The following is a 13,484-nucleotide window of genomic DNA, read 5'->3' as shown; positions in this document are numbered from 1 at the left end:
CAGGCGTTCACGTGGCGCGTGGGGCAATCGGCCCCGGCCGGTGAGCGGGGACTGGCTGCCGCTGTGGCAGGCCCGCCGACACGCCGGGGGACGGGCGGCCCGGGCGTGCGCGTGCGCGGCCTGACAGGCGGTAACGGGGCCGGGGCCGGTGGCCCGGGGAGGAACCTCCTCACCGGTGGGCGCCCCGCAGTGACACCATGAGGGCATGAGCGTGTTCCCCGCCCCGCCTGCCGTCCATGTCCGTGCCGCCGTGCGCACCCTGCCCGCCTACGTGCCCGGTGCCCGCCCCGACGGCGACCACGTCGTCAAGCTCTCCAGCAACGAGCTGCCCTACCCGCCCCAGGAGAAGGTCGTCCAGGCCGCGGCGGCAGCGGCCGCGCAGGCCAACCGCTACCCCGAGATGACGGGGCAGACCCTGGTGGACGCCCTTGCCGAGCGCCACGGTGTCGACAGCGCCCGCATTGTGGTGGGAGGAGGCTCGGTGGCCCTCATATCCCACCTGGTGGGCACGGTCTGTGACGAGGGCGACGACGTCGTCATGCCGTGGCGCTCCTTCGAGGCCTACCCCATCTGCGTCACCGCCGCCGGGGCCAGGCCCCTGTGCGTCCCCCTGACCGTGGACGGCCGTCACGACGTCCCGGCGCTGCTGGAGGCAGTCACCCCGCGCACGCGCCTGCTCATGGCCTGCACCCCCAACAACCCCACCGGGGCCGCGTTGAGCGCCGTCGAGCTGCAGGCGCTCCTCGACGGCGTCCCGGAGGACGTCGCCGTCCTCGTGGACGAGGCCTACCTCGACTTCGTGACCGACCCCGATGTGGGGGACGCCCTGGAGCTCATTGACGAGTACCCCAACCTCGTGGTGTCACGCACCTTCTCCAAGGCCCACGCCCTGGCCGGGCTGCGGGTCGGCTACCTGGTGGGGGAGGCGGTGCTCATGGACGCGGTGCGCAGGGTGGCCACCCCCTTCGGCGTGAGCCTGCCCGCCCAGGCGGCCGCCCTGGCGTCCCTGGAGGCCCACGTCCTGGAGGAGACCGCCAGCCGGGCCGCCCAGGTGGCGTCCGAGCGCGACCGTGTGGTGGCGGTCCTGCGCGAGCAGGGCTGGACGGTCCCCGACACCCAGGGGAACTTCTACTGGCTGGGAGTGGGTGGGCAGGCGGTGGCCCTGGCCGACCACATGGAGCAGGCCGGCGTGCTGGTGCGCCCCTTTATCGAGGAGGGGGTGCGCGTGAGCGTGGGACTGCCCGAGGACAACGACCGCGCCCTGGCCGCCCTGGCCGCCTTCCCCGACCGCCCGTGCCTGCCGGCGCCCGTCCCCCCTGCCCCTGCCGACCAGGCTGACGAGACGGATTAGCTATCGCGGACGTACCTTAGCTATCGCGGACGTACCTTAGTTATTGGCGACGTATGACTAGGGTACGTCGCCCGTGACTAAAGTACGTCGGCCACGGCTAGGGTACGTTGCTCACGGCTAGGGTACGTCCCCGGCGCCCGGCCTACAGGGCCAGAGAGACCGTGACCAGCACGCAGAAGACGAGCTCGGTCAGGCCGACGACCTTGGGGCGCATGGGCCGGTGGATGACCCGGGCCAGGTGCCACTGGCGCAGCGGCATCACCACGGTCCTGACCACCAGCGCCACCCACACCACGGCCACCGTCCAGGAGACCTCCCCGTTAGAGGCCAGCCAGAAGGACGCCCCCGCCACCAGCACGTGGGCCGCCGTGGTGGCGACCAGCAGCACCGTATTGAAGCGCTCACGGATCATGGTCTTGACGTAGGGCACAGTGCCGCAGAAGTAGGCGGCCATGAGGGCGGTGGCCACCCAGGCGTGCGGCCAGCCCACGGACTGGGCGGTGGGGCCCGTCCCCAGGAACCCGCCCGCCCCGCCGACCCCCAGCTGGAAGGTGATGGCCGTGAACAGGCTCGCGATCGCCGTCGTGGACAGCCCGGAGACCAGCGAGCGCTCGCGGCCCTGCCATACCTCCCAGCCGGCGACGGCCGCCAGCGGCACCAGGGGCACCGCCCACTGCACCAGGTAGGGGGCCAGGACCAGGGTGACCAGGCCCCACGCCGCCGTCCAGGCCGTGTAGACGCCCAGCGGCGGCAGGAGGAGGGCCCGACGTCGGGGCGAGCGCGTGCGCAGCCACTGGGACCAGGCCCAGTAGGCGAAGTAGGCGCCCCACCAGGCGGGCAGGAGGACGGAGTCGACCCAGGACCAGCCGCCCAGGAGGATGCCCAGGAGCGGCGGGAACAGGAGCATGCCCCACACGCCGTGCTGGTTGGGTACCCAGGCGCGTCGCCCGGGCTGACGGCGGATCCGCTCCTGCCTGCCTGCTGCGGGGCCGCCCGCTGGGGTGGGCCGGCCTCCGCGACTGCGGGCGGCTCGCAGCGGCTCGCCGGTGGCCAGGAGGATGTCGTCCTGGGGCCCGGGGCGGGACTGCTGCGAGGGGGCGCCGACCAGGGGCGCACTCTCGGCCCCCGGGGCCTGGGTGGGGTCGGCCCCGGGGCCCCCGGTTGGCCCGGTTCCGGCCGTGGTGGGCCCGGAGTCGTCCGGGCTCGCGGGGACGCGCTCGATGTGGTGGTCGGAGGGTGATGTGGGACGCGACTGGCTCACGTCCCCAGCTTACGTAAGGAAGGCGCCGGAACAATAGGGTCTGCCTGCTCGACGTCTTGCTGCGACCGGGACAGGCCCGCCGTCGGTATGACCTTCCGTCAGCCGTGCAGGCCAGATGAGCGTGGTAACGGCCTGCCCGGTCCCGTGTACGTCCTCGACGCCAGCTACCCGTGTTCCCGCCACAGTGACCGGGGAGCCCTGGGATCCGGCCGCGGCCGAGCAGGTGCCGCGGTACCTCGTGCCAGCAGAGTCGGGGCGGCCTGGGGAGGTCTACCGGGCGCACCCCGCACTGGCAGGGGGAAGTAGACCCAGGACCGCGGCTGGCCGGTGCCTCGTACTGGCAGGGGAAGGGAGCGGGGGCGAGGTCGTCCTTAGCGTCCCGACGTCTCCCTCGTCGTACCCCAGGCCCCGTCCTTCCGGAGGACTGCCGTCTCAGCCAAGGCATGGTCCTCAATCGCTAGCACGCAGGATCCGCCAGGCGGCGTGAGCAGCGAGGCTTTCCCCATCAACTCAGGCAACCGGCGGCCAGGCCGCTGCTCAACGACGGAGGAGAGAATGCCAGGAAGGACGCAGCGCCAGTACCGGCTTCGCCGCGACACAATGTTCAGCGAGTCCGCGGGTGGGATCTACTTCTCAAACTCGACGTCAGGCTTTGAGATCCGTGGGGCAAACGCCTACCGGGTCTTCCGCTCTGTCTACCCGCTCCTTGAGGGCGGGCACACCGAGGAGAGCCTGCGTGAGATCCTCGGTCAGGAGGCCTGGAGGCGTCTGCAGGTCTTTATCGAGCCCCTGAGGGCCCACGGTTACCTCCGGCTCGTCGACCCCTGTGACGACATTGTCCTCGATGACGGCGTCGAGACCCGTTTTGCCGACCAGATCAACTTCCTCGCCCACTACACGGACGAACCGCGCCGGGCCTTTGTGGCCTTCCGCGACGCCCGCCTTACCGTCCTGGGTGAGGGAGCCTGCGCCGTGGCCCTCGCCCGCGCCCTCGCGGACAACGGTGCCGGTGTCATCCGGGTCATTGCGCCCGGATCCTCTGACGACGCCGTCCTGGGTGACGTGCCCGACGAGGCCGTCGTCGTCCGCGCCGACCCCCGCACCGACCACGAGGTCCTCACCGGCACGGACGTCCTCGTCCTCACCCCCTGCAGCGCATCCTCCGACTTGCTGCTTCACGGCGTCGACGAGGACGCTGGCCGCAAGGTGCTCCCGATCTGGGCGATCGGTGACGAGATCGTCATCGGTCCCGCTGGCTGGACGGGCTCAGAGCCCCTCCCGAGGCGCTGGGCGGACGCCGTCCAGTCGTTCACCGACCACTGCCCTGACGGTGCCGCGGCCCGGTTCTGGTCACGCTCCTGGGCCGGCCTGCCGACCGGCGCCGAGAGCACCTGGAACCCTGCCCTTGAGCGCATGGCCGGCGTCATCGCCGCGTTCGAGGTGTTCAAGGCGGTCACCGGCGCCATGGATCCCGAGACGGTGGCGCACGTCCTCGTCCTCAACTGCCTGTCGGGGGAGACCCGGCGCCACCGTGTCCTTCCCAGCCGCTGCCTGCGCCTCATGGACGACACCCCGGAACGCCTGGGCGCCATGCGCCGAGCCGCTGAGGCCCTCCTCGACCACCCGATGAGGACCCCGGAGCGCACGAGCACCAGCGACCTGGCCGTCTACGACGCGCTCGTCGGATCCCGGACCCTTCCCGTCAGGCGCTTCACTGACGAGGACCTTGACCAGCTCCCGCTCAAGGTGAGCACTGCCGAGGTCGTTGAGGGGCCCGGTGAGATCCTCAGCATCGGGGGAGCGGACCTGTGGAACGTCGCGGGAGCCCGCCAGCGGGCCGTGCGTCAGGCACTGGCCCTCTACCTTGAGCACTGGGCCCCGGCACGACGCTCCCGCGCCCAGGGGCCGGAGGTGACCTCGCTGAGCGGCCAGCTCAGCAAGGCGCCTGGTCCCCTCCCCGACCTGGTACCGGCGCAGGAGGTAGCCACGGGTGCTCCCCGCGCGGTCCCTGCCGCGGCTACCGCGACCCTCTCCCCGGCCAACGGTGCCGGGCTCTTCGCGCGGGGGTGCGCTGGTACCGGGATCGGGGCAGGTACCGAGGACGCCGTCGAGTCCGCCCTGCGCTCGGCCGCCGTCGGCACGGCCCTACGTGCCGCTGCCACCGACCGCCCCGGTCTCCTCCTGACGGACTGGGGACGTGACGAGCGCACCGCCTTCCTCCTCCGGACCGCCACGGACGTCGGGGTGGAGCCCGAGGTCATTGACCTGGGGACCTGGCTCGGCCGCCGCGTCGTCGCCGTACGCGCCTCGCTGAACGGCAGGACCCTGTGGGAGGTGCAGGCTGGGGCCCTGCTCGAGGAGGCCGTCATCGAAGCCCTCGTCGGCGTCCTCGGTGCCGTCCAGCGCGGTGACATGACGACCTGGACCCAGCTCGCACACCCCTCCTACCCGCCTGAGGTGGTCGCTGTCGTGCACGATGACGTCGACGGCCCGGACCCTAAGGAGCCCTGCTACGGCGCGGTCCTCGTCTGCGACGTCACCAGCCCAGAGGTCGACGGCGCCGGCCTGGTCGCCTGCAAGGTCCTCGTCTGCGACCCCGCCGCTGAAGCCGGTGCCTGATGACGTCCACCGACCACGCCCTCACCTGGAGGACGCTTGACGACCTCAGTGCCTGGTGCCGCGCGGGGGCGCGGGAGGCTCTCGGCCCGCAGGGGGCACCCCTCCTCGTCCTCGCCGGTCGGCACGCATTCCTCCTGGACTCCCTCGGCACCCCGTCAGGCCCGTGCCCGGGCTGCCTCTACGACGGCATCATCCGGTCGCGCAGCCAGCGTCGGCTCGCTGCGGACGCACTGGGCCGGGGCGAGGAGGACGGGTGGGGACCGGTGGTCGCCCTGGCGACGCAGCTGGCCCTCCTGCCACTGGCCCAGGACGGATCCTTCCGCCAGGTAAGGGTCATCGACCGTGACAGCCTCAGTGTCTCGCTCGTGCCGGTACTGCCCTCAGAGACCTGTTCCCTGAGGCACGACCAGGGCGGTGCCCCCATTGAGCCGCTGGTCCGTCCCCCAGCACGGCCTGCTGACGGTCTGTCCCTGCCCTACCGCAGGCTCTCCCTGGACATGGTCGCCCACCAGGTGGGTGACGCAGCCAACCCCTTCTGCTCGAGCCTGGGGCTGGAGGCGGTCACCGACCTCGAGATCGAGACGACGGCGAAGGTCTCCGGGGCCTATGTCGCCGTCACACCCTCTGGCTGCTGGACGGGCCCGTGGGGCGGGCACACCCCGCGCTTCTCCCGCTCGGCCGCGATCGGTCTGCTGGAGGCCCTTGAGCGCCGGGCCGGTATGACCGGGCCCGTCACCGCACCCGGGGTCCTGAGGGGTACCGCGTCCGAGCTGCCGGTTGAGGCCTACCTGCCGTCCGTCTTCGGCATCGACGCCGCCTTTGACACCCACCCTATTGCCTGGTCGACCGCCCGTCGGCTCTCCGACGGCGCCGTGGTCGCCGTCCCCCGTGACGTCGCCTTCTACGGGGAGGAGGGTCGGATCGTGCAGGACTCCTCCAACGGCTGCGCCTGCGGTGGCACCCTTGCCGAGGCCGTCCTCTTCGGGCTCCTGGAGGCCGTGGAACGTGACGCCTTCCTGATCAGCTGGTACGGCGCCCTGGAGCTTGACGAGATCCGGTCAGGGTCCGTCAACGCACTGGCCTCCCGCCAGCTCCTCGACCGCATGCGGCTCCTCGGCCAGCGGGTCCGTTTCTTTGACGCCACCGTCGGTACCCGGGTCCCCACGGTCGTCGCCGTCGCCGAGAGCTCCGTGACCGGATCCCTGTGCTTTGGCGCGGGAGCCCACCCTGACGCGGAGCGTGCGCTCGCGGCAGCGCTGAATGAGGTCGCCTCCGACTATCTCGTCGCCCGGACCCGCCTGGAAATCGGTCGTGAGCACATTGAGCAGATGCTTGAGGACTTTGACCAGGTGAGGGTGATGGAGGACCATGCGGACCTCTTTACGCATCCCGGTGCCCGTCCGCTCGCCTCCTTCCTCCTTGACGCACCGCGTGGGGAGGAGAGGGATATCGCCAGTCTCAGTGTCCCGGGAGCTGGCTGCGACGTCATGACGGATCTGCGTCTGAGTCTTGAGCTGCTCCGTCCTGACTACGAGGTCCTGGTCGTCGAGCAGACCCTGCCCGCGCAGAAGGTCCTGGGGGTGCGCAGCGTCAAGGTGATTGTCCCCGGCCTCGTCCCCATTGACTTCGGCTGGCGTCAGCAGCGGGCCCTCTCAATGCCCCGTACCGCTGAGCGCGCCGGTGCCTACCGCAGGGCCCACGCAGACCGCTGCACCACAAAGCCGGCTGCCCCCGTCCCCCACCCCTTCCCCTGAGAGGAGCACGTCATGACCGATGAAGCCGTCACCTTCTGGAACACCATGCCGCTCGGTAGCGCCGCCGAGAACTACGCGGACCTCATTATCAACCGCGTCGAGCGTGGCATGCCGACCGACAGCTGGAGCGTGGACTGGGCGGACTGTCCGAGCGAGCAGAAGCTCTACCCCCTGGCCCAGCGTGTGCCCCTGCCTACCCCCTCCTGGGGGCGCGGTGTGCTTGCCGCCGCTGGTGAGGGCCTGCACGGCCAGGAGCGCGGACGGGTGCTCGCCGACATCCTCTTCCTCTCCTACGGCCTCCTGTCCCAGCGATGCCGGGTCAACTGCAGCGACCGCCCGGAGATGCTGTGCCAGGCGAGCCGGTACCGGTGGGGTCGTGGCGCCTCCTCAGGCGGCGGGCGCTACACCGTCTCTGTCTACCGTGTCGTCGGAGCCAGTACGGATCTGGCCCCCGGGATCTACCACTACTCACCGCTTCACCACGCCTGGGACCTGCTCGTCTCCGGTGACCACACCGCAGCCGTGGCCCAGGCCCAGGGATACGGCGACGTCGTCGACGACTACCTCCTTCTCACCATTGACTACTGGCAGTCAGGCTTTAAGTACAACGACTTCGCCTACCAGGCCACCTCCATGGACGTCGGCACGATCCTCGGGACCTGGCGCTACCTCCTGGGGGAGCACGAGGACCAGGTCGTACCCGATATGTGGGTCAATGAGGAGCGGCTCTCCCGGATCCTCGGTACTGACCGCGAGCAGGAGGGCGTGTACGCCGTCCTCCCTGTGGGACGGCCCCACCGCGGCACCGTGCGTGGCGGGAGCCCGGTCGTCGCCGACCACCAGCGCTCCCGCCACGTCAGGAGCTTCCCGACGACCCGTGCCATGCAGCGCGACATGGCAGGCACCCCGTCCCGCCCCCGCACCACGGCTGGCGTCCCGCTCGCCCTCCCCGGCGACGACGTCGTGGCCCTGCCTGCTCCCACCCACCCGGCGCTGGCCGACCGTGTCCGTGCCGTACGACGTCGCGAGACCTCCTTCGGACGCTTTGACGGGGCGCCGATCGCCGCCGAGGATCTCCTCACCCTGCTCAGCACGGGCGCGCAGGCCGCGTGCCTCGTCGAGCACGACCTCGGCGCGGCCTGCTCGAGCAGCGTACGACCCTACGTCTTCGTCGAGAACGTCACCGGCCTTCAGGCCGGTCTCTACGAGGCCGACACCTGCTCCGGGACGCTGCGCCGCCTCAGCCCGGGCAGCCACGCCTCCTTCCTTGACTCCACGTACTTCCTGCACAACTACGACGGCCAGCGCTCCTCCACGACCCTCGTCCTCGCCGCGGACGTCCTGGGCCTCTCCCGCGACCTCGGGGTCCGTGGGTACCGGATCGTCAACGCCGCGGTCGGGGCCGTCTGCCAGGTCATGAGCCTTGAGGCTGCGCGCCTGGGCATGGGGCTCGGTACCGCCCTCGGCTTTGACGCGGCCCGTCACACCACTGGTATCGGCCTGGAGGACACCCCGCAGAAGCCCGTGCTCATGATGCTGCTTGGTCACGACATTGAGTGCTCAGGTGCGTGGAACGGCCGTCTCGACCTCCTGAAGGAGCTCTCATGAACGTCACCGTTGACGCCCTGGTCCAGCTACGTGTGGGGGGCCTGCCTGTCGGTACCGAGCAGGCCCTGTCCACCCCGGCCGCCCTCGAGTGGGCGGACCTCGTCCTGAACGGACGCCGTGAGGTCACACGGCGTCGTCGGGAGGCCTCAGACCGTCTTGCTTCCCTTATCGAGGGAGCGTCACGTCAGTGGCGCAAGGAGCTTGTCCAGATCCGTCGTGCTGTCTTCAACGGACGTCCTACCGCCCGAGGTGTCGCTGCCCTACCTGCGGGGCTCGCGGCCGAGGCCCGTGCGGCCGTCCTGCCTGCTGAGCAGGCCGGTGGGCGTCTTACGGCCCTGGTTGACCGCGGTCGGCAGGAGTTTGACGGCTGGCTCGTCAGCCAGCGCCAGGGCCTGGCCAGCCTCCTTGACGACCAGGACTTTAAGGACGGTCTGGCAGTAGCCGCCCCGATGGCAATGCGTGACCTCATGCGCTACCCGCAGCACGGGGTCTGTCCCCGTCCGTCCAAGAGCATGCGTAAGGCGGAGCGCTCACTCGTGTCCTACGCGAGCCGTGCCATTGCCAAGACCTCACCCTTCTCGACCTTCACCCCCACGGCCCTGGCCACCTTCAAGGGCACCGGCCCCTCGTGGAGCCTGCTGCCGGTACGCCCGACGCGGCGGACCCGCTGGAACGTCTACCCCGTCGCCCGGGCACTGGGTGCGCTCGCCGAGGATCGCAGCTGGCTGCATGACCTTCCCCTGCGCCTCGCCCGCACTATCGCGGTGCTCCCGGACGGCTCCCTCTTGGTCGCCCGATCGGTCTACGAGTTCAAGGACTCCCACCGTGCCGAGGACTACGCGACCTGTGAGCAGTCCACCGTCCGTCTGCGTCATGTCGGGCTGGTCAGGGCCGTCGAGGCTCTTCTGGTCGACGGCCCACGTCCCTTCGCCGAGGTCGTCCAAGGGGTCGCCGGGACCACCGCGCTGGCCGAGGAGCGGGCCGAGGACGCCGTCCTCGGGCTGGTGAGGCTCGGTGTGCTCGAGGTTGACGGCCTTGACCTGCACCCGCACACCGCCGCCTGGGCCGGGCGCTCCCGCGACGTCCTTATCAGGACGAACGACACCCGTGCGTCCCAGCTGGTGACCATGCTCGACGACTACGAGGGCGCTGCCCGCCGTATCGCGGGCCTTGAGGGGGACGCGCGCCTCCAGGGGCTCCAGGAGCTGCCCGCGAAGGTCGCTGCGATCTATCGGACCGCCAGCCTGGAGGCCTCCCTGCCGCGGACGGTCGTCTACGAGGACTGCGCCCTCGACGCCGGCCCCTACACCGGGCCCGCGCTGCGGTGGAGTGAGGAGGAGTGCCGGGCGTTGGTGCGTCTGGCCTGCCTCCTTGACACAGCCCAGACAGACCGGGCCCTCATGCGTGGCTACTTTACCGAGACAGTCGGTGAGGGACGGCGCTGCGATGACGTCGCCGGGTTCCTGCGCTCGTTCAACTCCGACCTGTACGACGCCTACAAGTCGAGGCCGGGCGACCCGGACACCCCCGCAGCCGCTGAGGGCGCCAATGACCCCTGGCTCCGCTGGGGCGAGGCGTGGCGCTGGGTCGCCGCCCGTCAGGAGCTCTCTGCACTCGTGGAGGGTGCCCAGAAGGAGACCGACCTCCTGCCGCTGCTCCGCCCGGGCTCCGCGGTCACTGACGGCCTGCGCTTTCCTCGGCAGCGCTACCAGCACCTTTTCCTCTTTGCCCAGCTGCTCCCCGAGGGCGACGTGGGATCCATGGTAGTCAACCGTGTCTTTGGTCAGGCCGGGTTCGGTCTCTCGCGCTTCTCCTACCTGCATGGTGAGCAGGGTGCCAGAGTGGCTCGCGACCAGGAGGCGCGAGCTCGTGAGCACGGCGTCGTACTCGCCGAGATCTCCGGAGGCACGACCTTTACGAACCTCAACCTCCACGGTCCCCTGCTCGACACGGAGATCGTCCTGCCAGGCGACCCCAGCGGCTCCCAGACGGCACGCAGGCTGGCGCTCGAGGAGCTCGCCCTCGAGGACCGTCCTGAGGAAGGACGGCTGGTGCTCCTTGACCAGGACGGCCGGGAGGTTCAGCCAGCCTACCTCGGCTACCTCGTCCTCGCGGCGACGCCGTGGCTCACACAGCTCGTGTCCCTCCTCGCCCCGCCCGGGAACATCGGCACCTCTCTTGTCCCCAGGCTGCCTGAGGGCGAGGGCGTCCGGGTCCTTCCCAGGCTGCGGCTCGGCTCGCTGGTGCTCCGTCGTCACACCACCCAAGTGGGACACGACCTCCTGCCTGACGCCGACCCGGTTACCGCCGAGGGGTATCTCGCCTGGGTCGAGTGGTGGCGGTCCCTGGACCTTCCGGAACAGTGCTATGTCACCGTCGCCGACGACTCCCCGCAGGGAGGCGGCAAGCCCCGTTTCGTCGACGTCACCAGCGTCATCAGCCTCCTGACGGCCTGTCATGAGTGGCGAGGTGCTGAGGGCGCCCTCCACGTCGCCGAGTCCCTGCCGAGCCTTGACCAGACCCTCATTAACCGAGCTGACGGTGACCGCCGTATCCACGAGCTGGTGCTCGGTTTTGACGTCACCCAACCTGACCAGGAGGAGATCCGTTCATGAGCACGAACCCCGATATTCTCTGCTCCGCAGAGCCGCGCCGGTGGATGGCCTACCACGTCTTCTACGGCAGCGCCCCCACGGTCCTGCTGCGAGACTGCCTCCTGCCGCTCTCCCAGGACCTGCATGAACGCGGCCTCATCCGACGCAGCTTCTACATTAACTACTGGCTTGAGGGAGGGCACGTGAGGCTCCGCCTCGACCCTGCCGCAAGGGCTGAGGAGGACGCTATTGACGCTGAGGTGACGGAAACGGTTACCGACTACCTGCGCCGCCGTCCCTCAATGCACCCTATGGCCCGTATTGAGCAGGGCTCCTACTACAGGAAGATGTTCGACCTTGAGTACGGTGAGGAGGAGCGTGGACGCTACTTCCGCGAGGACGGCACCGCGATCCTCCAGTCGAACAACACGGTCGTGCGCAGGGAGTATGAGCCCGAGTGGGACCGCTACGGCGGCCCGGTCGGCATGGTGATCTCCGAGGACTTCTTTGCCGACTCCACCCAGCTGGCGGGTACCGTCATCGATCTCGGGAACACGAGCACGCGCACGATCCTCCTCGGCCTGGGCGCAGAGATCATGGCGGTGACCGCAGCAGCACTGCTCAGTGACCACGCCGCTCTCGCTGCTTTCCTCCAGTTCTACCACTCGCACTGGGCCGGCAGCTACGGGAGCAGCGTGACCTACACGCAGAAGACTGACCAGCCTCGCTTCCGCAAGACCGTCTCGCTGCTCCAGCGCTCGGTGGTCCCTATGATCGACGCCGTCCTGGCAGGGGCCCACGAGGATCTGCCCGGATTTCTCGGTGACTGGGCGAGGACCTGTATCACCTACCGCCGTCGTATTGAGGAGGCGGTCTCTGAGAGAGCCCTCGTCTTCCGTCACAGGGACGGGACCGAGAACCGTCCTGACAACGTTTCTGAGGCGGCCTGGAATCTCTGCCACTCCTACGTCCACATGACCAGCAACCGCCTCATGATCTCTATCGAGGACGAGGCGTATCTCGCCTTTGAGATCCTCCAGGCGCTCTCACCCCGACTGATGGAGACGGCAGCATGACCACCGTTGAAACCGCCTGGCGCCCCGTCGCCCCAGAGGGAGTGCAGATCGGTCCTGCCGTCTGGAACGGGACATCCCTCGTCGTTGAGGCCGCAGCGCACCGTGGAGGACGGATCTACACGCTCGGCGCCGCAGAGGCCCTGGTCCTGGAAGCCCTACGTGAGCCCGGTACTGTCGATGAGATCGCAGACCGGGTCAAGGAGAGCTCGGGCCTGGCGATCAGCCTGCGGTCCGTGGAGCGGATCATCAATATCTTCCTCGTGCACGGGCTCGTTGTGCGCCCCACCGGGACCGTGCCTCAGGAGGCTCAGGATATCGATCCGGCCTCTCAGGAGCAGGCCTCCTCTCAGCATCCCTCCCCGGCCTCTCCGCCAAGGGCTCTTCAGGTCATCACCTCCTGCGCCTGGGGCGTCGCGGGCACCCGTATCGCCCCCGTCCTGGCCCTGCTCTGCATTGCGGTAGGGGCCATGGTGGCCGCAGGAGTCGTCAGCGGCTGGTCGCAGATAACGGCCTCCGTCAAGGGGCTGACAGGTCTCGGGCCTCTTGGGGTCATACTGAGTGTCACCGGCGCCGTCATCTGGCACCTGGTATCGCAGTGCGGGCACGAGATCGCCCACGGAATAGCTTTTGTCCGTCTCGCCGGAGGGCGGCTCCCAGTCCTCTCAGTCACCTTCCTTGGTCCGGTGCCGATGCCCTCGACCCGCCTTGACGGACTCGGGCTCATCCGCAGCCGCCAGCGGGCTCTCGCAATCGTCCTGGCAGGTCCTCTCTTCACGCTCGCCATGGCCGCTCTGCCTGCAGGGGCCGCTCTTCTCGGGACCGCCGGGACCGGGGTGGCTGCCTGGGGATCCCTGTCCCTGCTCATTGACCTCACTATTGTCATCCTCAGCCTGACGCCATTCCCTAATACGGACATGACCAGAGGCCTGGAGATGCTTGTCGGTGTTAAGCAGCTCCCTCTCGCTGCCTTGCGGGCCCGGCGCGGGACCCCTGTACCTCAGGGACTGCCCCGACTCACACGCCTGGCCATCACCTGCTACCCCGTCGTCCTGCTCACCGCCTTCCTCGTGGTAGCAGCCTGGTCCGGGCTCCTCATCAGCTCCCTGATCTGACTCCATGACTTGCGTCGGGATCCTCCCGATCAAGAGCGGGCGGTAACCACCGCCCCGTACCTCCGAACGACCGGTCACCGTGACAGGTCATCTCTGAAAGGAAACCACC

At 69.6% G+C, this 13,484-nt stretch carries 8 protein-coding genes; 7 read left to right on the top strand and 1 reads right to left on the bottom strand.

Going from position 1 to position 13,484, the window contains the following annotated elements; translation table 11 throughout:
- The first annotated feature begins 205 nt into the window (after window positions 1–205).
- The gene (gene hisC, locus JJJ15_RS06710; RefSeq protein WP_200510231.1) at window positions 206–1,351 is read left to right on the top strand and encodes a histidinol-phosphate transaminase; all 1,146 of its coding nucleotides are present in this window, start codon (window positions 206–208) and stop codon (window positions 1,349–1,351) included.
- Window positions 1,352–1,493: 142 nt separating this feature from the next.
- Here hisC and JJJ15_RS06705 read toward each other — a convergent pair whose 3' ends face one another.
- Window positions 1,494–2,612, bottom strand: coding sequence for a YwiC-like family protein (locus tag JJJ15_RS06705; RefSeq protein ID WP_200510230.1), 1,119 nt, complete (start codon window positions 2,610–2,612; stop codon window positions 1,494–1,496).
- A gap of 555 nt (window positions 2,613–3,167) precedes the next feature.
- Between JJJ15_RS06705 and JJJ15_RS06700 the strand changes: the two genes are divergently transcribed.
- The 6 genes from JJJ15_RS06700 to JJJ15_RS06675 are packed head-to-tail and all read left to right on the top strand — an operon-like array spanning window position 3,168 to window position 13,375.
- Entirely contained in the window at window positions 3,168–5,231 is a 2,064-nt protein-coding gene (locus JJJ15_RS06700) for a hypothetical protein (RefSeq protein ID WP_200510229.1), read from the top strand.
- Window positions 5,231–6,985 carry a YcaO-like family protein gene (locus JJJ15_RS06695; protein WP_106109998.1) on the top strand — a complete coding sequence of 585 codons (1,755 nt, stop codon included), beginning with the start codon at window positions 5,231–5,233 and terminating at the stop codon, window positions 6,983–6,985. The genes JJJ15_RS06700 and JJJ15_RS06695 overlap by 1 nt, the downstream gene beginning before the upstream one ends.
- A gap of 12 nt (window positions 6,986–6,997) precedes the next feature.
- Window positions 6,998–8,593: a nitroreductase family protein gene (locus tag JJJ15_RS06690; RefSeq protein ID WP_106109997.1), complete on the top strand. Its 1,596-nt coding sequence runs from the start codon at window positions 6,998–7,000 to the stop codon at window positions 8,591–8,593.
- A complete protein-coding gene (locus JJJ15_RS06685; protein WP_106109996.1) occupies window positions 8,590–11,208 on the top strand; it encodes a lantibiotic dehydratase in 2,619 nt (872 codons plus the stop codon). Before JJJ15_RS06690 ends, JJJ15_RS06685 begins: the two co-directional genes overlap by 4 nt.
- On the top strand, window positions 11,205–12,263 hold the full coding sequence (locus tag JJJ15_RS06680) for a lantibiotic dehydratase C-terminal domain-containing protein (RefSeq protein WP_200510228.1): 1,059 nt from the start codon (window positions 11,205–11,207) through the stop codon (window positions 12,261–12,263). The genes JJJ15_RS06685 and JJJ15_RS06680 overlap by 4 nt, the downstream gene beginning before the upstream one ends.
- Complete coding sequence (locus JJJ15_RS06675) at window positions 12,260–13,375, top strand: hypothetical protein (RefSeq protein ID WP_106109994.1); 1,116 nt, start codon at window positions 12,260–12,262, stop codon at window positions 13,373–13,375. Before JJJ15_RS06680 ends, JJJ15_RS06675 begins: the two co-directional genes overlap by 4 nt.
- The last annotated feature ends 109 nt before the right edge of the window (window positions 13,376–13,484 follow it).

Source organism: Actinomyces sp. HMT897 (genome assembly GCF_016626125.1).
GTDB lineage: Bacteria > Actinomycetota > Actinomycetes > Actinomycetales > Actinomycetaceae > Actinomyces.
This window is presented reverse-complemented; position numbering and strand designations above follow the sequence as displayed.